General features: G+C 72.4%; 17 protein-coding genes. 10 read left to right on the top strand and 7 right to left on the bottom strand.

The features are described from left to right. The 4 genes from MLY01S_RS04345 to mnhG are packed head-to-tail and all read left to right on the top strand — an operon-like array spanning position 1 to position 3,103. Positions 1-1,629: a Na+/H+ antiporter subunit D gene (locus tag MLY01S_RS04345; protein ID WP_174520635.1), complete on the top strand. Its 1,629-nt coding sequence runs from the start codon at positions 1-3 to the stop codon at positions 1,627-1,629. After that, positions 1,616-2,281: a Na+/H+ antiporter subunit E gene (locus MLY01S_RS04340; protein WP_067189643.1), complete on the top strand. Its 666-nt coding sequence runs from the start codon at positions 1,616-1,618 to the stop codon at positions 2,279-2,281. The genes MLY01S_RS04345 and MLY01S_RS04340 overlap by 14 nt, the downstream gene beginning before the upstream one ends. Beyond that, positions 2,278-2,649 carry an MrpF/PhaF family protein gene (locus MLY01S_RS04335; RefSeq protein ID WP_067189641.1) on the top strand — a complete coding sequence of 124 codons (372 nt, stop codon included), beginning with the start codon at positions 2,278-2,280 and terminating at the stop codon, positions 2,647-2,649. Before MLY01S_RS04340 ends, MLY01S_RS04335 begins: the two co-directional genes overlap by 4 nt. Continuing rightward, the gene (gene mnhG / locus MLY01S_RS04330; RefSeq protein ID WP_082739682.1) at positions 2,642-3,103 is read left to right on the top strand and encodes a monovalent cation/H(+) antiporter subunit G; all 462 of its coding nucleotides are present in this window, start codon (positions 2,642-2,644) and stop codon (positions 3,101-3,103) included. Before MLY01S_RS04335 ends, mnhG begins: the two co-directional genes overlap by 8 nt. Positions 3,104-3,229: 126 nt before the next feature. Here mnhG and MLY01S_RS04325 read toward each other — a convergent pair whose 3' ends face one another. From MLY01S_RS04325 to MLY01S_RS04305, 5 genes are all read right to left on the bottom strand, one after another. Beyond that, on the bottom strand, positions 3,230-3,508 hold the full coding sequence (locus MLY01S_RS04325; protein WP_067189639.1) for a DUF4235 domain-containing protein: 279 nt from the start codon (positions 3,506-3,508) through the stop codon (positions 3,230-3,232). 148 nt (positions 3,509-3,656) lie between these two features. Beyond that, complete coding sequence (locus MLY01S_RS04320) at positions 3,657-4,634, bottom strand: aminotransferase class IV (RefSeq protein ID WP_082739680.1); 978 nt, start codon at positions 4,632-4,634, stop codon at positions 3,657-3,659. A gap of 103 nt (positions 4,635-4,737) precedes the next feature. Further along, the gene (locus MLY01S_RS04315; protein WP_067189637.1) at positions 4,738-8,073 is read right to left on the bottom strand and encodes an MMPL family transporter; all 3,336 of its coding nucleotides are present in this window, start codon (positions 8,071-8,073) and stop codon (positions 4,738-4,740) included. 171 nt (positions 8,074-8,244) lie between these two features. Beyond that, on the bottom strand, positions 8,245-8,790 hold the full coding sequence (locus MLY01S_RS04310) for a nucleoside/nucleotide kinase family protein (RefSeq protein WP_067189669.1): 546 nt from the start codon (positions 8,788-8,790) through the stop codon (positions 8,245-8,247). 2 nt (positions 8,791-8,792) lie between these two features. Further along, a complete protein-coding gene (locus tag MLY01S_RS04305; protein WP_245232135.1) occupies positions 8,793-9,314 on the bottom strand; it encodes a MarR family winged helix-turn-helix transcriptional regulator in 522 nt (173 codons plus the stop codon). A gap of 64 nt (positions 9,315-9,378) precedes the next feature. On the opposite strand from MLY01S_RS04305, the gene MLY01S_RS04300 reads away from it, so the two are divergent. Beyond that, positions 9,379-11,739, top strand: coding sequence for an MMPL family transporter (locus MLY01S_RS04300; protein WP_082739674.1), 2,361 nt, complete (start codon positions 9,379-9,381; stop codon positions 11,737-11,739). A gap of 97 nt (positions 11,740-11,836) precedes the next feature. On the opposite strand, the gene MLY01S_RS04295 is transcribed toward MLY01S_RS04300, so the two are convergent. Beyond that, positions 11,837-13,387 carry an asparagine synthetase B family protein gene (locus MLY01S_RS04295; RefSeq protein WP_135103304.1) on the bottom strand — a complete coding sequence of 517 codons (1,551 nt, stop codon included), beginning with the start codon at positions 13,385-13,387 and terminating at the stop codon, positions 11,837-11,839. Between the two features lie 384 nt (positions 13,388-13,771). Here MLY01S_RS04295 and dnaK point away from each other — a divergent pair, with 384 nt between their 5' ends. From dnaK to MLY01S_RS04270, 5 genes are all read left to right on the top strand, one after another. Continuing rightward, positions 13,772-15,637, top strand: coding sequence for a molecular chaperone DnaK (gene dnaK / locus MLY01S_RS04290; RefSeq protein ID WP_067189665.1), 1,866 nt, complete (start codon positions 13,772-13,774; stop codon positions 15,635-15,637). A gap of 190 nt (positions 15,638-15,827) precedes the next feature. Beyond that, positions 15,828-16,487, top strand: a complete 660-nt coding sequence (locus MLY01S_RS04285; RefSeq protein WP_082739672.1) for a nucleotide exchange factor GrpE — start codon at positions 15,828-15,830, stop codon at positions 16,485-16,487. A gap of 116 nt (positions 16,488-16,603) precedes the next feature. Further along, a complete protein-coding gene (locus MLY01S_RS04280) occupies positions 16,604-17,602 on the top strand; it encodes a DnaJ C-terminal domain-containing protein (RefSeq protein ID WP_067189633.1) in 999 nt (332 codons plus the stop codon). Then, positions 17,599-18,186, top strand: coding sequence for a heat shock protein transcriptional repressor HspR (locus MLY01S_RS04275; protein ID WP_067189631.1), 588 nt, complete (start codon positions 17,599-17,601; stop codon positions 18,184-18,186). The genes MLY01S_RS04280 and MLY01S_RS04275 overlap by 4 nt, the downstream gene beginning before the upstream one ends. A gap of 2 nt (positions 18,187-18,188) precedes the next feature. Further along, positions 18,189-19,277: an alpha/beta hydrolase gene (locus MLY01S_RS04270; RefSeq protein WP_245232209.1), complete on the top strand. Its 1,089-nt coding sequence runs from the start codon at positions 18,189-18,191 to the stop codon at positions 19,275-19,277. 26 nt (positions 19,278-19,303) lie between these two features. On the opposite strand, the gene trmB is transcribed toward MLY01S_RS04270, so the two are convergent. After that, positions 19,304-20,263 (bottom strand): tRNA (guanosine(46)-N7)-methyltransferase TrmB, encoded by a 960-nt coding sequence (gene trmB, locus MLY01S_RS04265; protein WP_067189629.1) that lies wholly within the window; start codon positions 20,261-20,263, stop codon positions 19,304-19,306. Positions 20,264-20,286: the final 23 nt, after the last annotated feature.

Here is a 20,286-nt window from a genome sequence, read left to right as displayed (position 1 = left end):
ATGCTCGGCTCGACTCCGCTGACGGACCTGGCCCCGCTGGCCGTCCTGCTGCCCGTGCTCGGCGCGGCTCTGACCTTCACGCTCGTGCGCCGTCCGCGCGCGCAGATCACCCTCACGATCCTGACCCTCGCTCTGACGCTCGTGCTCAACGTCGGCCTGCTGGCCGTCGTCTGGGAGACGGGTGCCGCCGCGGTGAACATCGGCGGCTGGCTCCCCCCGATCGGCATCTCCCTTGTCGTGGACCGCCTGTCCGCGCTGATGCTCGTGATCTCCTCGTTCATCACCCTTGCGGTGCTGCTCTACGCCACTGCGCAGGGCGTGGTGGACGAAGACGAGGGCGGGCCCGTCTCGATCTTCCACCCCACCTACCTGATCCTCGTGGCGGGCGTGTCCAACGCCTTCCTCGCCGGTGACCTCTTCAACCTCTACGTGGGCTTCGAGATCCTGCTGACCGCCTCCTATGTGCTGCTCACCCTGGGCGGCACCGGCCAGCGCATCCGCGCCGGCATCACCTATGTGGTGGTGTCCGTGATCTCCTCCATGGTGTTCCTCGTGGCGATCGCCATGATCTACGCGGCCACCGGCACCGTGAACATGGCGGACCTGGCAGGCAAGCTCGGCGACCTGCCCACGGACGTCCAGATGGTCCTGCACGTGATGCTGCTCGTGGGCTTCGCGATCAAGGCGGCGGTGTTCCCGCTGTCCTTCTGGCTGCCTGACTCCTACCCGACCGCCCCCGCCCCCGTCACCGCGGTCTTCGCGGGCCTGCTGACGAAGGTCGGCGTCTACGCGCTGATCCGGACCGAGACGCTGCTGTTCCCGGGAGAGCACGTCAACACACTCCTGATGGTCGTGGCGGCGCTGACCATGGTGGTGGGCATCCTGGGCGCCCTCGCCCAGTCGGACCTGAAGCGAATCCTGTCCTTCACGCTCGTCTCGCACATCGGCTACATGATCTTCGGCCTGGGCCTGGCCTCCGAGCTCGGCCTGGCGGCCACGGTGTTCTACGTGGCCCACCACATCACCGTGCAGACCGGCATGTTCCTGGTCACCGGCCTCATCGAGAACCGGGCGGGCACGGCGAACATCGACCGGCTCGGCTCGCTGGCCTTCGTCTCGCCCCTGGTGGCGGTCCTGTTCTTCATCCCCGCCATGAACCTCGCCGGCATCCCGCCGTTCTCCGGCTTCTTCGGCAAGATCGGCCTGCTGGCGGGCGGCGTCGAGCAGGCCACCCCGCTGGCCTGGGTGCTCGTCGCGGTCTCCGTGATCGTGTCCCTCTTGACGCTGCTCGTGGTGGTCCGCGCCTGGGCGCGTGCCTTCTGGCGCCGCATCGACGACGTCGAGCACCCGCCGGCGCAGCTGGTCTCCGCCTACCAACGGGCCAAGGCCTCTGGCCGCCGACCCAAGCCGCTGAGCATGGGCCTGGTCCTGCCGACCGCCGGCCTGGTCGCGCTGAGCGTGGCGTTCACCGTCTTCGCCGGCCCGCTCTACGACCTTTCGGACCAGGCGGCCCAGGACATGATGGACCGCACCCCGTACATCACCGCCGTGCTGGGGGAGGCCGCCGCCGAGGAGGCCGCGGAGGACCTGGCGGACGACCCGACGGAGGAGGGCCATGACGGACGCTGACACGACCGCACGGACCCGCCCCACCGGTCTGCGCGCCCAGCTCACGCAGTGGCCGGTGGTGGTCGTCATGGTCCTGCTCTGGTGCGCCCTGTGGCAGGACTTCACCCCGGGGGTCATGCTCGTGGGCCTGCTGTTCGCCCTGCTGCTGAAGCGGCTGCTGCCGCTGCCGCCGGTGCAGTTCCCCGGGCGCTTCCATCCCTGGGGGATCCTGGTGTTCACGCTGACCTTCCTCAAGGACGTGGTGGCGGCGTCCATCGCCGTCTCCATGGTGGTCCTCCTCCGGCCCCGCAGCTCCCGGCACTCCGTCGTGGAGGTCCGCCTGCGCAGCCACGACGACCTGATCGTCACCCTGACCAGCCACGCTCTGGCCCTCGTGCCCGGCTCGATCGTCCCGGACGTGGACCGCGCCACCGCCACCCTGTACCTGCACTGCCTGGACGCCGCCGGCGAGGAACGTGTCGACCGCATCCGGCGCAACGCCCTGCGCGTGGAGGCCCGCATCATCCGGGCCGTCGGCTCCGCCGCGGACCTCGAGCTGGTGCGCCGGTACCCGGACAGTGCCCCGCCGTACGAGGACATGGACGAGTACCGCCGTCATCCGCCGCACATCCACCGTCCCTTCGCCGACGCCGAGGAGGCAGAGCGCCGATGAGCACGCCCCTGTTCGTCGCCGCCGTCGTGGCCGGCCTGCTGCTGGCGGTCGGCGCGGTCGGCGCGATCTTCCGCATCGTCCGTGGCCCCTCCCTGCTGGACCGGGCCATCGGGTCCGACGTGCTGCTCGTGGTCCTCTCCGGCGCCCTGGTCCTGGAGATGGCCGTCAACCGGCACACCAACACCATCGTGCTGGTCGTGCTCGCCTCGATGGTCGGATTCGTGGGCTCGGTGACCCTGGCCCGCTTCGTGGAGGACAACCGTCCGGACCACACCCAGGAGGCCGGCGCGCAGATGCGCCCGGACCCCTCCACCGCGGACCACGCGCCGCGCACGCCCTCGGCTGTGAAGGAGGAGTCCCGTGGCTGACACTGCACTGCTCTGGGACACGGTCGCCGCCGTGCTGCTGATCCTCGGTGCGTCCCTCTCGCTCGTGGCCGGCGTGGGCCTGACGGTGCTCCCGGACCTGCTCACCCGCATCCACGCCGCCGCCAAGCCCCAGGTCCTCGGCCTGCTGCTCATGCTCGCCGGCCTGGCCGTCGTGTGGCGGTCGTGGGTCTGGCTGCCCATCCTGTTCTTCGCGTGGCTGCTGCAGATGATCACCGCGCCCGTGGCCGCCCATCTGGTGGCACGTGCCGGCTACCGCACCCGTCACGTCAAGCGCGACCTGCTGGACCGGGACGAGCTCGCCGACGTCGTCCGTCGGGGACGGCACAGCGAGCATCCCGCGGACACCGCGCCCCAGCCGGTGGTCTCCCCGGACGGCTCCGCCCCGAAGCCTGTCGACACCCCGGTGAGCCGGAAGGACGGCGGGACCCGCTGACGTCCTCCGCCGCCTCCTGACACCACGACGACGGCGCGGCACCCTGACCGGGTGCCGCGCCGTCATCGTGCAGCGGGTGGGAGCACTCCGGCTCCCTGCGGGAGCCGAGGAGCGGCTCGGTGAGGGTCAGACCTCGTTGTCGATGCTCTTGGCGGTCTTCGCCTCGAAGCGGCGCATGGCGGTGCCGGCGCCGCGCTGGCCGGCGACCTTGATCAGGGCCGAGATGCCGGCCGAGATGAAGGCGAAGGACAGGGCCTCCACCAGGGGCAGCTCGTCGTCGGTGGCGTCGCGCGGGGCTTCGTGGCCGGTGGCGAGGCGCCAGCCGGTCGTGACCAGCTGCGAGCCGACCATGCCTCCGGCGATGGTGATGCCGGTGGCGAGGAGCTTCTGCAGGACGGTGTTCATGGAGGGGGTTCTCCTTCGGGGCGAGGGGCCGGAACGGTCGGTTCGGCGGATGTCTGCGCCCCAGCCTACCGGCGGGGCCCACGCGCAGGCACGGCACGCGACGCGCCCCGTCGGCGGCGGCGGGCCGCAGGGCTCCGGCGGACGCCGCTCAGTCCACGGTGACGGCGTGCGCGCCCGGGTCCCGGTCCTCGCGGAGCCACGCGTTCAGCCGGTCGGTCAGCTCGTCGTCCACAGGGAGCGGCTCACCGTCCACGCTGAGCACCGGGGCCACCCCGCGCACGGAGGAGGCCAGCCACAGGCCCTCGATGCCCTCCAGGTCGGCCGGAGTCAGCGGTCCGTAGCCCAGCGGCCAGCCCTCCCTCTCGGCGGCGGCGAACACCACGGCCTGGGAGGTGCCGGCGAGGATGCCCTGCTGACGCAGCGGGGTGACGAGCTCGCGGCGGCCCTCGGCGTTGCGGCGGACGAGCAGCGCTGTGGACGTCGGCCCCTCGAGGAGCTGGCCGTCCGAGGACACGAACAGGACGTCGTCCGCGCCGTTGGCCTTGGCGTGACGCAGGGCGGCCATGTTCACCGCGTAGGACAGCGTCTTGGCGCCGGCAAGCAGCCACGGGGCCTTGTCGGCCACCCGGGAGTCCAGGCCGCGGTTCAGCAGGAGCACGCGCAGGCCGGCCGGACGCACTGACGGGTCCGGCAGGGCCGTGGCGGTGAGCAGCACCCAGGCGGTGGGCTGCGGGGCGAGGCCTGCGGCCGTCTCCGGGCCGCGGGTCACGGTGAGCTTCACGGTGGCGGCGGTGCCGGGGCAGGAGCGGGCGAACTCCGCGAGGCCCATGTCGATCGCCTGGCGCCACTGGGCGGGGGAGGGCACCGGCAGGTCGAGGATCTCCGCGGAGCCTCCCAGGCGGCCCAGGTGCGCGCCGAGCTTGCGGACAGTCAGCGCACCGTGATCGCCCGGGACCGCGAGGGCGGTCTCGAACAGGCCGTCGCCGCGGGACACGCCCTGGTCCTTCACGGTGAGGTGCGGGGCCGAGGGGTCCGCGAGCTCGGGGACGAGCCCGGCGACCCCGGAGGGACGCAGCAGGACGAGGACTTCACGGGAGGCGGCGACGCCGCCGGACACGGTGCTCATGGCCCCCAGGGTAGTGCCCGGGCCAGGCGGCGACGTGTCCGACGGCGTCGGTCGGTGCCGCGTGCCCGGCGGCCTGTTGCGGGGCCGGGCGGCGGCGGGAGGATCAGTGCGTGGGCGGGGTCTGGACCTGCGGGATCTCACCGGTGACCGTGCGGTCCCCGGCCGGGGCCTCGTGGTCGCCCTCGAGCTTGGCGCCCTCGACGTCCACGTCCGGCAGGATGCGGTCCAGCCAGCCCGGCAGCCACCAGGCCGCCGGTCCCAGCAGGTGCATGACCGCCGGCATCAGCAGCAGGCGCACCACGAAGGCGTCGAAGAGCACGCCCACGGTGAGGCCGAAGCCGATCGGGCGGATCATCGCGTCGTGGGCGAAGATGAAGCCGCCGAACACCGAGACCATGATGATCGCGGCGGCGATCACCACGGAGCGGCCGGCGCGCAGACCGGAGAGCACGGCCTCGCGGGCGGGCTTGCCGTGGGCGTAGGCCTCGCGCATGCCGGAGGCGATGAACAGCTGGTAGTCCATGGCCAGGCCGAACAGCACGCCGATCATGATGGTCGGCAGGAAGCTGAGCACCGGGCCCGGGGAGTGCACGCCGAAGATCGAGCTGAGCCAGCCCCACTGGTAGATGGCCACGACCGCGCCCATCGCGGCGAACACCGAGAGGATGAAGCCGCCGGTGGCGATCAGCGGGACCAGCAGGGACCGGAACACCAGCACCATGATGACCAGGGACAGGCCCACCACCAGGGTGAGGTACAGCGGCAGGGCCTCGGAGAGCTTCGCAGAGACGTCGATGAATCCGCTGGTCACGCCGGCCACGTCGAGGCCGGTGGCCTCGCCCGCCGCCTCGGTGGAGCGCAGGGTCTGCACGAGCTCCTCGGTGGAGATCGCGTTCGGACCCTCCTCCGGGATGACCTGGATCATGGCCAGCGAGCGGTCCCCGTTCAGGGCCGCGGGCACCGCCGCCTTCACGTGGTCCATCTGCGCCACCTGCTCGGCGACCGTGAGCTGCAGGTCTGTTGCCTCGTCCCCGGACAGCCCCTTCGGCAGGTCCGCGGTCACCACGAGCGGGCCGTTGTAGCCGTCGCCGAAGGCCTCGCCGGTGAGCGTGTAGGCGCGCTCGGAGCTGGAACCGAGCGGCTCGGAGCCGCCGTCGGGCAGGCCCAGGCGCATGGAGCCGAACGGAAGGGCGATCACCACCAGGGCCACGATCGCCGCGAGCGAGGTCACGACCGCGGATCCGGTGGACATCCGGGTGCGCTCGGCCCCGCCGCGGGTCGGCTTGTCACCGTGCAGCGGCTGCAGCTCCCCGGCCTCCACACGGGCGCGCTCCTTCTTGTTCAGCGCCTTCGGCCCGATCAGGGCCAGCAGAGCCGGGGTCAGGGTCACGGCGACCAGCACGGCGATCGCCACGCAGGCCGCAGCCACCGTGCCCATCAGGCCCAGGAACGGGATGCCGGTGACGTTCAGCGCGGCCAGGGCGATGATCACGGTCAGGCCCGCGAACACCACCGCGTTGCCGGAGGTGCCGTTGGCCAGGCCGATGGACTCGTGCACGGGCATGCCGGCCTTCAGCTGCTGCCGGTGGCGGTTGACGATGAACAGCGCGTAGTCGATGCCCACGGCAAGACCGAGCATGATGCCCAGCACCGGGGTCACGGACATCATCTCCACGACGCCGGAGAAGGCCAGGGCGCCGGCGACGCCCACACCCACGCCGATCAGGGCGTTGAGCAGGGGCAGGCCGGCCGCGGCCAGCGTGCCGAGCATGATCACCAGCACGATGGCGGCGACGATCAGGCCGACCACCTCGGCCGGGCCCATCACCTGCGGAACGGACGCGTTGAGCTGCTGGTCCGGGTAGATGTCCACGCCCTCGATGTCCGCGTCGGTCAGCAGGGAGGTGACCTCCTCCTTCTGCTCGGTCTCCAGGTCCATGGTCGGCATGCCGAAGACCACGCGGCCCATGGCCACGTCGCCCTTCTCGGAGACCGCACGGAAGTCCTCGGTGAGGGCGAGGGTGCGTTCGCCGCGCTCGAGCTGCGGGCGGTTCTGTTCGATCCGGCGCTCGCCCTCGGCGAGGTCCTGCTCGGCCTGGGCGAGCTGCTCCTTCTTGGACTTGAGCTCGGCCTTGCCGGCGTCGAGCTGCTCCTGCCCCTGCTGCCACTGGGCGCGGCCGGAGTCGTACTCGGCCTTGCCGGCCTGCCACTCGGCCAGACCGCGGTCGTACTCGGCCTTGCCGGCCTGCCACTCGGCCAGACCACGGTCGTACTCGGCCTTGCCGGCCTGCCACTCGGCCTCGCCCTGCTCGTACTGCTGGCGGCCGGCCTCGAGCTCGGCACGGCCCTGCTCCAGCTGGGCGCTGCCCTGCTCGAGCTGGGTGCGGGACTGCTCGAGCTCGGCGCGGCCGGCCTCGATGCGCCGGGCACCCTGCTCGTACTCGGCCTGGCCGGCCTCCCACCGGGCGAGGCCCTGCTCGTACTGCTGCCGGCCGGCGTCCAGCTCGGCCTGCTGGTCAGCGAACTGCTGCTCGGCCTGCTTCTCGGTCATGCCCTGGGCGATCGCCTGTTCCTTGGCGGCGTCCAGCTGGGCCTGGCCGGCGTCGAGCTGCTGCTTCGAGGAGTCGAGCTCGGCCTTCGCAGCGTCCAGCTGCGGCGTGGACTTCTCGAGCTCGGCCTGCCCGGCATCGAGCTCGGCCTGCCCGGCCTCCAGCTGCTGTTCGCCCTGCTCGAGCTCCTGCGCCTTGGAGTCCAGCTCGGCCTGGCCGGCGTCGAGCTGCTGCTTGGAGGAGTCGAGCTCGGCACGGCCGGCGTCCAGCTGCTCCTTGGCGGCGTCGAGCTCGGCCTTGCCGGCGTCCAGCTGATCCTTGGCGGCGTCCAGCTCGGCCTTGCCGGAGGTGATCTGCGGCTCGGCCTCGTCGAGCTGGGTCTTCGCGTCGTCGAGCTGGGCCTGGTTGTCCTCGATCTGCTTCTCGCCCTCGGCCAGCTGGGTCTTGCCGTCGGCGATCTGCTCCTTGCCGTCGGAGACCCGCTTCTCGCCCTTCTCCAGCTCCTGCCTGCCGTCGGTGACCTGGGTCTTCGCGTCGTCCAGCTCCTTCTGGAGGGCGAACGGGTTCTGCGTCTCGTCCACGACGTCGACGCCCTCGACCTCCTTCATCAGCTTGGCGATCTCCTGGCGCTGGGACCGGGTGAACGCAGAGCCGTCCTCGGTGGCGAAGACGACGCTGCCCGAGCCCTTCGCCGCGTCCGGGAACTCGCGCTCGAGGCGGTCCGTCAGCTGCGCTGTGCGCGTGTTCGGGATGTCCACGGCGGAGGACAGGGTGCCGCCGAAGGCGAGGAAGGAGCCGACGGCGAGGGCGAGGGCCACGAGCCAGGCGACGATCGCGACGAACGGGCGCCGCGCCGAGGCGATGCCGAGGCGGTACAGGAGCTTTGCCATGAGGAGGGGAGGCCTTCCGTGACGAGACGTGTGTCAGGCGCGAGGCGGCGGACAGGTCGCCGCTCCCACTATATTCGTAAGCGGAGCGCTGTGCTCCGCTAATGAGGTGGCGCATCAGGTGACTTCGCCCACATCGTCCCAGATCAGATCCCGTCCAGGGCTGGTCTCGGCTCAGTGCAGGCGCACCCGCAGGCCGGCGGCGTGCGCGGGGGAGTGGTCCGTCAGGTAACGCTCCTCCTGCGCCGCCCAGCGGTTCCAGTGCGGGGCATAGACCTCGCCGTCGCGGGCGAGGGCGAGGGTGCGCCGGTCGGCGTCGTCGGCATCCACCCAGACGCCGAGGGTCAGCAGGCTGCGGGCGCCGCGGCAGAGCGCGCCGACCCCCTCGCAGACCACCACGTCGGCGGGCGCCACGGTCCGCCGTGGGCCGGGTCGGCCCTCGTGCCAGTCCCAGGTGGGCACGTCGGCAGGCGCCCCCGCCGCCAGGCGACGCAGCGCAGCCACGTAGGGCCCGTCGTCGTCGGTGACGGCCGCCAGGCCGTCCCAGCCGGGGTACATCTGCTCGAGGGCGAGCAGGCGGACCTCGGCGAACGGCGAGAGCCGGTCGACGAGTGCGGCCGCGAGGGTGGTCTTCCCGGAGCCGGAGCGGCCGTCCACGCCGACCAGGACGGGGCCGTGGGACGGGGCGGCGCGGCCGTCCGAGGCAGGCGACCTGCTCACGTTCACGAAGCCTCTCGGGCGTCTTCCCGGGGCTCCGCGGCGGAGTCCTGTGCGGGGAGGGTCGACTCGAGCTCGGTGAGCGAGGCGGTCGCGGTGCGGATGACCTGCAGGGCCGTCCGCAGCTCCTCGTCGGTGAAGTCCGCGAGGGCGGCGCGCAGCGCGCCGCCCATGGGGGCGAAGGCCGCCATGCCGTCGCGGACGGCGGAGTCGGTGTGGTGGACCAGCACGCGGCGGCGGTCCTGCTGGGAACGTGCGCGGGTGGCGTGGCCGGACTCGACGAGCCGGTCCACCACAGCGGTCGTCGCGGGCTTGGTGAGGCGCAGGTGGCCGCCGAGGTCCGAGGCGCTGGTCTCCAGACCGGCAGAGGCGCGGCGCATGAGGATGCTCAGGGCGCGCAGGTCTGTGCGGTAGAGGCCGACGGCGCGTCCGGCCAGGTCCACCATCCGGTCCGCGCTCTCCCCGAAGTCCCGCAGGGCGGTCGTCACCGCATGCAGGGAGTCGTGAGGGTCGGGCGCGGAGTTCACAGTCCTGGAGTCTACTCGCCCACATCCAGTTGGTTTGACGGTCGAACCACCGTAGGGTTGTCCCATGCCTTCACGCGCGCCCGGTGCGGACGCCTCCGCTGTCTCACCTCTCGACGAGTACCGTTCTCCGCCGGCCCGTGCCGGACGCCGGGGGACCGCCCCCGCAGACGACCCGGCCGCGGACGGCCGGCGCGCGGGCGCCGAGTCCGGCGCGCCCGCCCCGCTGGCAGGTGCGAAGCGCCCGTCAGCAGGCCTGCGCACCGGCCTGGCCGTGATCCTGTCCGTCCTGTGGTTCGCGGCGATGGGCTTCGGCGGCCCGACGTTCGGCGCGATCTCCGAGGTCTCCTCCAACGACCAGGCGACCTTCCTGCCGGCGGGAGCCGAGTCCACGCTCGCCTCCGAGGAGGCTGCGAAGTTCCGTCAGGGCGAAGCCGTGCCGGCAGTCGTCGCGGGCGAGGCGGACGTCGATCCCCAAGTGGACGCCCCCGCCGTCGAAGCGCTCACCGGCGCCCTGAAGGACGTCGAGGGTGTGCAGGAGGTCGTGGGCCCGTTCCCGAGCGAGGACGGCGGGGCGCTCCAGCTCATCGCCCTCGTGGACACCTCGGACGGGGCCCCCGAGCTCGACTCCGTGGTGGATCAGCTGCGCACCGTGCTGGCCCAGACCACCGCGGACGACCCCGCCGTGCAGGACTCCTCGCTGGCGGACACGCAGTGGCACGTGACCGGCCCGGCCGGCCTGGCCTCGGACCTGGGCGGCGCGTTCGCCGGCATCGACGGCATCCTGCTCGCCGTCGCACTGACGGTGGTGTTCGTGATCCTCGTGGTCGTGTACCGCTCGGTGCTGCTGCCTATCGTCGTGCTGCTGACCGCCATGGGTGCGTTGTGCGCCGCGATCGTGGCCGTGTACTGGATGGCCCGCTGGGACTGGATCCAGCTCAACGGCCAGTCCCAGGGCATCCTCTCGATCCTCGTGATCGGCGCCTCCACGGACTACTGCCTGCTCCTGGTGGCCCGCCACCGCGAGGAGCTGCTGGTCCGCGAGCACGTGTTCGACGCCCTCGTGGCGGCGGTCCGCGGCAGCTTCGGCGCCATCACCGCCTCGGCGTCCACCGTGGCGATCGCCCTGCTCTGCCTGCTGTTCTCCGACCTGAACTCGAACCGCTCGCTCGGCCCGATCGCCGCCTCCGGCATCCTCTTCGCCTGGCTCGCCGCGCTCACCATGCTTCCGGGGATCCTCCAGCTGCTCGGCCGTGTCGCCTTCTGGCCGAACATCCCGTCACCGGCGAACGCCCGCGCCCGCAGGGAGAGGCTGGCCGCCGAGGGCAGGTCCTACCGCCAGCCGGAGGACGCCGAGGGCCATCCGATCGCCGGCCTCGAGAACGACCATGGGATCTGGACGCGCTCGGCCGCCTTCGTGGCCCGCCACGCCCGCGCGGTCTGGATCGTCACCGCCGCCGTGCTGCTCGCCGTGGCCGCCGGCATCACCCAGCTCAACGCCTCGGGCGTCTCCCAGACCGACGTGATCCTGGGCGAGTCCGACGCGAAGGCCGGCCAGGCCGTGCTCTCGGAGCACTTCGCCGCCGGCTCCGGCTCCCCGGCGAACATCGTGGTGCCGGTGGACGAGCGCTACCGCGCACAGGAGATCCTCGAGGGCACCGACGGCGTCGCCGAGGTCCAGCTCGAGGCTGAGGGCGGCGCCCCGGCGGAGACCCCGCCGAGGGACCTGCCGCCGCTCGAGGTGGACGGCCACGTGCTGTTCTCCGTGACCCTGGCCGACCCGGCCGAGTCCCTCGAAGCGCAGCAGACCATCGAGACGATCCGCACCGAGCTGCAGGGCATCCCGGGCGACACCCTCGTGGGCGGCACCGCGGCCGAGGCGCTGGACACCAACGACACCGCCCAGCGCGACCTCGTGGTCATCATCCCGCTGGTACTGGTGGTGGTGCTGCTCATCCTGATGGTGCTGCTCCGCTCCGTGCTGGCAGCCGTCCTGCTGGTGGCGGCCACCGTCATCAGCTTCGGCACCGCGATGGGAGTCTCGGCGCTCGTGTTCAACCACGTCTTCGAGTATCCGGGGGCGGACCCGACCGTGCCGCTGTACGGCTTCGTGTTCCTCGTGGCGCTCGGCGTGGACTACACGATCTTCCTCATGACTCGCACGCGCGAGGAGGCGGGCGTGGTCGGCACCCGGGCCGGAGTCCTCAAGGCGCTCACGGTCACCGGTGGCGTCATCACCTCCGCCGGCGTGGTGCTCGCCGCGACGTTCGCGGCGCTGGCCGTGATCCCGCTGATGTTCATGGTGCAGCTCGGGTTCATCGTGGCCTTCGGCGTGCTGCTGGACACCCTCGTGGTCCGCACCCTGCTGATCCCCGCGCTCGTGCGTGACATCGGCCCGAAGGTCTGGTGGCCCGCCGAGGCCGCCTGACCCGGGTCCTGCCGGGCCCTTCCCGACGACGGCCCGCGCCCACCGCGGAGAGGGTGCGGGCCGTCGTCGTCCCGCCACGGCGGGCGTGGGGCGTCGGTCAGTCGCCGAGGGTGAAGTCCACCATCAGCAGGTGGGACAGCGCCACGGAGTGACCGGAGTGGGAATGGAAGGGCTTGCCCAGCGCGCGCAGGGCCCCCACGGTGCGGTCCGTGCGCGCCATGGCACGGCCCATGATGAAGCGACGCACCTCCGGGCGGGCGGCGGCCCGGTCGATGTCCTGCAGCCAGCGCTGGAAGCCGGCGGACAGGGGATCGTCCGGGTCGGCTGCCTCGACCGTGTCGTCGCCGTAGGCCGTGCCGGCGGCGAGCCGGTCCGAGGCGGGCAGGACGAGCAGGCTCTCGAGCTCCTGCGCGGTGGGTGCCTTGCGGGCGCTGTCGTAGTCCACGTCCTTGAGTCCGGGGACGAGGGACTCCATGACGTCGAAGTAGAAGCGGCGGCGCACGTCCTGGGGGAGGGCGGTCAGCGCCCGGATGGCGTACTTCGAGTTGAGCGGCATGAACAGCGGGCGGGCCTTCGGGATGTGGCCGAAGTGGAAGCGGTTCCGGAACTCGAGGTAGTGCTGGATGCTCGGCACGACGCCCGGGGCGATCTGCTTCAGCTGCTCCTGCGTGGTGGCCATCTCCTCCTGCCAGAGGGCGAAGTCGGCGGCGGGCATCTTCCCCTCGAGCGGCTCCAGCAGGCGCAGCGGCTCGGCATGCCGGTAGTACTGCTTGATGGTGCCGCCACCGCCGCCGTGTGCATGCACCTCGAACGGGTTCTGGAACGTCGAGGACATGTAGACCGGGGTGTACACGCCGAGGCTGTTCTCCCGCCAGTGGCGGTAGGCGCGGGACCCGGAGATCAGGGTGCGGGAGGGCGGCTTGGGGCCGTTCACCGTCAGGCCGTGGGCCTCGGCGATCCCCTTCGCGACGGCCAGGTCCTCCTTCTGGTTGACGCCCGAGTGCAGCCAGAACCGGTCCGAGTCCGTGCGGAACAGGCCGGACTCGAGGAGGAACGCGAACACCGTGCGGGAGTCCACGCCGCCGCTGAGGTCCGCGGTGAAGGTGACCCGCGGGTCCGCGAGCAGGGTGCGGGTGCGCCCGCGCCAGACGTCGAGGTACTGCTGGAGCGCCGCCTCGTACTCGAGCGGCTCGAGCTCGGGGGCGCGCTCGAGCACGAGGACGCCCCCGCGGATCACCGCGACGGTGCCGACCGGCAGGAGTCGGATCTCGTCGAACGGCGTCTGGAAGGTGGACAGCTGCATGGTCAGCGTCTGGCGGAGGGCGAACGGACGGAGCCTGCCGAGCCGGGGCGTGAGCGTCATGCCCTCGGCGCGCAGGTGCTCCACCAGCCCGCTGTAGGAGGAGCCGAGCGCCCATTCGTCGCCGCTGCGGTAGAGGAAGAGACGGCCCAGACCGCTGGCGTCCGTGCCCACCTCGAAGCGGCGGCCGAAGAGCCTGCCCGCCCGGCGTGCGACCACGTAGCAGCCGTCCTCGCCGGGGCCGACGGTGCGGCCGGTGCGCGCGCGATACGCGGCCATGCCCGCGGGCCCGTGCACGTAGTCCGTGCCGACGAAGGCGTATCCCTCGAACTGCTCTGTGGGTCGCATGCGACTCGAGAGGATGAACACGTGTCACTCCTGGGTTGCGGGTCCGATCTTCAGAAGTCTAGTCAGCACCTGTGCGCCGACACTGCGATGGGCTCGGCAGGGCTCCGCGCGGGCGCCGCGAGCGCTTCCGAGGGAAGCCCGGGAGGGCGCCCGCGAGATGCCCGAGAGCGGGTCCGGCAGGGATGTGACGAGGATCACCAGGCGCCGGGAATGAAGTCCCCGGGGGTGGGGTTGTACTGCACGACACCAGAACATGAGTCGAGGTGACTCAGGTTTCTTGACAGGCCTTCCGCTCCGGTGGCAGGTTGAGTCCAGAACGCTCAAGGGCGGCCGGCACCGGTCGGCCGCGGTCACCTCGAGCAGCAGTCGACGAAAGGACACATGATGTCGCGAGCAGTGGGTATCGACCTGGGCACCACCAACTCCGTGGTCGCCGTCCTCGAGGGTGGCGACCCGGTCGTCATCGCGAACGCCGAGGGCGCACGCACCACCCCGTCGGTGGTCGCCTTCTCCAAGTCCGGCGAGGTGCTGGTCGGCGAGGTCGCCAAGCGCCAGGCCGTCAACAACCCGGACCGCACCCTGGCCTCGGTCAAGCGCCACATGGGCACCGACTGGACCACCGAGGTGGACGGCAAGAAGTACACGGCGCAGGAGATCTCCGCGCGCACCCTGATGAAGCTGAAGCACGACGCCGAGGAGTACCTGGGCGAGAAGGTCACCGACGCGGTGATCACCGTCCCGGCCTACTTCAACGACGCCGAGCGCCAGGCCACCAAGGAGGCCGGCGAGATCGCGGGCCTGAACGTGTCCCGCATCATCAACGAGCCGACCGCGGCCGCCCTGGCCTACGGCCTCGAGAAGGGCAAGGAGGACGAGCTCATCCTCGTCTTCGACCTCGGCGGCGGCACCTTCGACGTGTCCCTCCTCGAGGTGGGCAAGGACGAGGACGACTTCTCCACCATCCAGGTCCGCGCGACCTCCGGCGACAACCGCCTCGGCGGCGACGACTGGGACCAGCGGGTGGTGGACTGGCTGCTGCAGCAGGCCAAGGCCAAGGGCGCCGACCTGTCCAAGGACAAGATCGCCCTTCAGCGCCTCAAGGAGGCCGCCGAGCAGGCGAAGAAGGAGCTGTCCTCCGCGACCAGCACCAACATCTCCCTGCAGTACCTCTCCGTGACCCCGGAGGGCCCGGTGCACCTGGACGAGCACCTCTCCCGTGCGAAGTTCCAGGACCTCACCGCGGACCTGCTGGAGCGCACCCGCAAGCCGTTCGACGACGTGATCGCCGAGGCCGGCGTGAAGGTCGGCGACATCGACCACGTGGTCCTGGTGGGCGGCTCCACCCGCATGCCGGCCGTGACCGAGCTCGTCAAGGAGCTCACCGGCGGCAAGGAGCCGAACAAGGGCGTGAACCCGGACGAGGTCGTCGCCATCGGCGCCTCCCTGCAGGCCGGCGTGCTTGCCGGTGAGCGCAAGGACGTCCTGCTGATCGACGTGACCCCGCTGTCGCTGGGCATCGAGACCAAGGGCGGCGTGATGGCCAAGCTCATCGAGCGCAACACCGCCATCCCGACCAAGCGCTCGGAGACCTTCACCACCGCCGAGGACAACCAGCCGTCCGTGTCCATCCAGGTGTTCCAGGGCGAGCGCGAGTTCACCCGGGACAACAAGAACCTCGGCACGTTCGAGCTGACCGGCATCGCGCCGGCCCCGCGCGGCATGCCGCAGATCGAGGTCACCTTCGACATCGACGCCAACGGCATCGTCCACGTGTCCGCCAAGGACAAGGGCACCGGCACCGAGCAGTCCATGACCATCACCGGCGGCTCCTCGCTCTCCCAGGAGGACATCGACCGCATGGTCAAGGACGCCGAGGCCCACGCGGAGGAGGACAAGAAGCGCCGCGAGGCCGCCGAGCAGCGCAACCAGGCCGAGCAGTCGGCCTACGCCGTGGACAAGCTCCTCAAGGAGAACGGCGAGAAGCTCTCGGATGAGGTGAAGACCGAGGTCCAGGCCGACGTCGACGCCCTCAAGGCCGCTCTGGAGAAGCAGGACAACGACGACGAGGTCAAGGCCGCGTTCGAGAAGCTCCAGGCGTCCCAGGTCAAGATCGGCGAGGCCCTCTACGCCCAGCAGCAGGCCGACGGCGCCGCCGCCGGCGAGCAGCCGGGCGCGGACCAGGCCGACGGCGCCGACGAGGACGTCGTCGACGCCGAGGTGGTCGACGAGGACGACGAGAAGAAGGACTGATCCGGCGCGGGCCGGCCGGCGGCACCTGATGCCGACGGCCGGCCGGGACCGGTGACCTTCATCCGACGACGGCGGGCCGGCAGACCGCAGCCCGACGCTGCGGAGCCGACCCGCCGTCGTCGTCCCCGCCCCACCAGGGGCACGCAGACTTCCGGCCGCACCGGACGCGGCCGCATGAGAGGAGCCCGGCATGAGCCAGGACAAGCAGCCCGACGAGAACACCCAGCCCGAGGACGTCCGGCAGGACGGACAGGCCGCCGAGGCCGCCGACCGCGCCGCAGAGCAGACCGCCGAGCAGGAGGCCGCCGCAGCGCAGGAGGTGGACGGCGAGCAGACCGACGGCGACGCCCTGTCCCAGGCCGAGCAGATCCTCCGGGAAGCCGGCGCGGACGCCGACGGTGCCGGGGCCGCGCCCGCCGGCTCGGACCGCGAGGCCGAGCTGGAGGAGGACCTGCGCCGCGTGCAGGCCGAATACGTGAACTACAAGCGCCGCGTGGACCGCGACCGCGACGTCGCCAAGGACCAGGGCGTCCTGAAGGCCGTGACGTCCCTCCTTCCGGTCCTGGACGATCTGGACGCCGCCCGTGCCGCCGGCGAGCTCACCGACGGCCCGATGGCCGCGATCGCCGCGAAGCTGGACACCGTGCTGAACGGCCTCGGCCTCGAGCGTCACGACCAGGAGTCCCTGGCCGGCACCGAGTTCGACCCGGCCGTGCACGAGGCCGTGCTGCGCCAGCCGAACGACGAGGTCCCGGCCGAGCACATCGTCCAGGTCTTCCGCAACGGCTATGTGCGCAACGGCCGCGTGCTGCGCGCCGCCCAGGTCATGGTCTCCGCCGGCGCGGAGTGACCTGCGCCGTGGGCGTCGCGGCCGGCAGCACCGGCCGTGACGCCCACGGCACCGGCGACGCCCGGCGGCGGGCGTGGCGCAGATGAACCACCACACCTGACAGAGAGGAGGCGGCGATGGCCTCGCAGGACTGGATCGACAAGGACTTCTACGCGATCCTCGGGGTGTCCAAGGACGCCTCCGAGTCGGACATCAAGAAGGCCTACCGCAAGCTCGCCCGCAAGCACCACCCGGACCAGAACCCCGGAGATGCGGAGGCCGAGCGCAAGTTCAAGGAGATCACCGAGGCGAACACGGTGCTCTCCGACCCCCAGCAGCGCCAGGAGTACGACGCCCTGCGCGCCATGGGCGGCGGCGCCCGCTTCACCGCCCCGGGCGGCGGCGGGACCGGCGGCTTCGAGGACGTGTTCGGGGACCTGTTCAACGGCGGCCGCGGCGGCACCCGCTTCTCCACCGGAGGCGGGGGCGGCCCGGACCTGTCCGACCTGTTCGGCGCCTTCACCGGCGGCGGCGCGGGCGGCTTCGGCGGCTCCCCGGGCGGCGGGTTCGGCGGCTTCGGCCAGCCGTCCCCGTCCAAGGGCGCGGACCGCACCGCCACCACCACCATCTCCTTCCGCGGCGCCATGAAGGGCACCACCGTGTCCCTGCGCGCCGCGGACGGGGAGGTCGTGGACGTGCGCATCCCGGCCGGCATCCGGGACGGCCAGAAGGTCCGTGTCCGCGGCAAGGGCTCACCCGGCGCCGCCGGCCGCGGCGACCTGATGGTCACCGTGCAGGTGCGCGAGCACCCGTTCTTCCACCGCGACGGCGACGACCTGCGCATCACCGTGCCCGTCACCTTCGCGGAGGCGGCCCTGGGGGCGACCGTGGCCGTGCCCACCCTGGACGGCGAGGTCCGTGTGAAGGTCCCCGCCGGTTCCGGCTCCGGCAAGGTGCTGCGTCTGAAGGGCCGCGGCGTGCCGGCGAAGAAGAAGACCGGCGACCTGTTCGTGGAGCTGCAGGTGGCGGTGCCCACCGACCTCTCGGACGAGGCGCGTGAGGCCGTGGAGGCCTTCGCCCGGGCCACCGAGGGCACCGACGTGCGCGCCGACCTGGCGACGAGGGCCTCCTGGTGAGCGCAGCCGACCGTGACGACGCCCGGGACCGCACCGCGAGTGCGGCCCGGGCGGCGGCGCACCGCGGCGCGGACTGGACCGCACCGGTGTTCGTGATCTCCGCCGCCGCGGAGATGACGGACATGCACCCGCAGACCCTGCGCCAGTACGACCGCCTCGGCCTGGTGGTCCCGCAGCGCCAGGGCGGCCGCCAGCGCCGCTACTCCCGTGCCGATGTGGACCGGCTGCGCACCGTGCAGGCGCTGTCCCGCGAAGGCGTGTCCCTCGAGGGGATCCGCCGGATCGTGGACCTGCAGCGGGAGGTGGAGCAGCTCCAGGACACCGTCGCAGACCTGGCCGGGCAGGTGGACCGCCTGCACCAGGCCTCCCGTCTGGCCCGCGTCTTCACCGTGGGCGCCGGCGGCGACGTCTCCACCCGCTACGGCGACTCCGAGACGCGCACCCGAGAGCGCCGCACCGGCCGCACCGCCGTCCCCGCGCCCACCACGGGCACCCCGCGCCAGCGCGGTGCGGTGGTCCGCGCCCTGCCCACCGGCTACTCCCGCACCCGCCGGGTGCTCACCTGGACCCCGCCGCAGGACTGACCGTGGCCGGGCCCCTGTCCCTTCCCGACGACGGCGCCGGCACCACCGGCGCGGCCGTCGTCTCCGCCTCGGCCTCGCCGGAGCAGGGCCCGTTCTCCCCGGAGCGGCTCGCGGCCCTCCGCGAACGGCTGCGCGCCGACATGCGCCGCCGGCCCGAGCTGGGCCGCCGTGCCCGGCGAGCCCTGGACGGCGTGGTGCACGCCCTGAAGCCGGACGGGCTGGACCGCTGTCTGCCGGACCGGGTGCTGCTCGAGTACAGCCTGGACCCGAAGACCGGCCCCGTGGCGGTGGTGGCCGTGGGCGACCCCTTCACCGCCACGCACGTGACCTGGATGGTCTCCGGCATGGGCATCCGCCCCGAGACCGCCATGTGGGGTGCCGTCAACGAGGCCGGGAACCTCTGGGCCGCCCAGCGGGCCGCCGGGGCGCCGCGTCCGGCGACGATCGCCTGGTTGGGCTACCGGTCCCCGAACGCCCTGGCCACCCTGTTCGACTCGCCGGCCCGCACGGGAGCCCGCGCGCTGGCCGATCACCTGATGCGCTGCCAGGGCCAGCTGCGCCGTGCCCAGCCCGGAGCTGTGCCGCAGGTGCACCTCGGGCTGGAGGCACACTCCTACGGCACGGTCGTGGCCGCGTATGCGCTCGAGCTGCTACAGCAGCGCCGCCAGGCCGGGGACGCCGTGCCCTCGGTGGACGTGCTGGTGCTCGCCGGGGCCATCGGCCTGCCGCGTCGGCTCGCCCGGGAACCGGCGCTCATGGGGATGGACCCGCTCCGTGTCTACGAGGCGTCGGCACCGCAGGACCGGCTGGCGCAGATCGGCCGGTTCAGCGGCCGACGCCTTCCCTGGTCCGGCGTGCACACCCTGCCCGTGGAGCCTCCGGCGGCCGGTGCGCAGGGCCGAGCCCGCGGTGCCGTGGAGCGGACCGCCGACGGCAGCACCCTGGACGGAGTCGCCGTGCGAGGGCACGACACCTCCCGATGGAGCCCGCAGGCCGGGGAGGACGCCCCGCGCGGCTACCGCGACCCGGGAACCATCACCCTTGCGGCCACGGCCCGCGTCACCACCGGCCTGCCGCTGCCGCGCGCCTGAGGCGGGCGGCCGGCGTAGGGAAGGGCTCAGCGGCGCACGTAGGTGAGGTCGAAGACGAGGCGGCCGGCCTTGAGGGCCTTGTTCTCGAACTGCGTGAGGGGGCGGCCCTCGAAGCGCGGCGCCCAGCCGCCGACGTGGTCCACCGGGTCCTGCGCCTCGGAGGCGACCACGGCCTCGCCCAGGCCCGCGCGGGCCGGACGCTGCCCGGCCTCGGCGTCGTCCCAGCCGGCGGGCAGGGGCTGCGCTCCCACCTCGAGCTCACGGCCCTCGCGCCGGACGCGTGTGAGCGGCGAGTCCTCGCCCGCGCGCTCGCCGGCATGGGGGTTCTCGAAGTCGGCGGCGGCGTCCATGACCGCCCGCATGTGCACGGCGTAGCCGGACCAGTCCGTGGCCAGGCGCAGCACCCCGCCCGGGCGCAGCACCCGCGCCAGACGCTCGGCCAGGGCGGTGGAGACCAGTCGTCGCTTGTGGTGGCGGGCCTTGTGCCACGGGTCCGGGAAGAAGATCCAGACCTCGTCCACGGAACCGGGCTCCATGGTGTGGTCCAGCAGCTCCGGGGCGTTGGCCTCCACCGCGCGCACATTGGTCAGGCCCTCGCGCTCCACGAGCCCCATCAGCCCGGCGAGGCCCGGAATGTACACCTCCACGGCCAGCACGTTCCAGTCCGGTCGGTCCTTCGCCCCCTGCGCGGTGGACTCGCCCTGGCCGGAGCCGATGTCCACGAGCAGCGGGGCGCTGCGGCCGAACTGTGCATCCCAGTCCACCTGAGCGTCCCGCGCCACGGAGGTGACCGCGCGGAATCGGGGGACCTCCACGAGGACCTCGTCCGCCATGCGCTCCCACACCGCCTGCCGAGAGCGGTTCAGGCGGGAGCCACGGCGCACGAAGGACACCGGCTCGCGGCGGAACAGCTCCGGGTCCTTGTCCCGGTTGTGGTCATGGACGTGGGCGCGGTCCTCGGCGGGCACGGGGTTCTGCTCGGTCATGGGCCGATTCTCCCCGGTGCGGG

Origin of the sequence: Micrococcus lylae NBRC 15355 (genome assembly GCF_001570885.1) — a bacterium.
GTDB classification, from domain to species: domain Bacteria; phylum Actinomycetota; class Actinomycetes; order Actinomycetales; family Micrococcaceae; genus Micrococcus; species Micrococcus lylae.
Note: the sequence above shows the minus strand (reverse complement) of the source record. Positions and strands in the feature narration are given on the sequence as shown.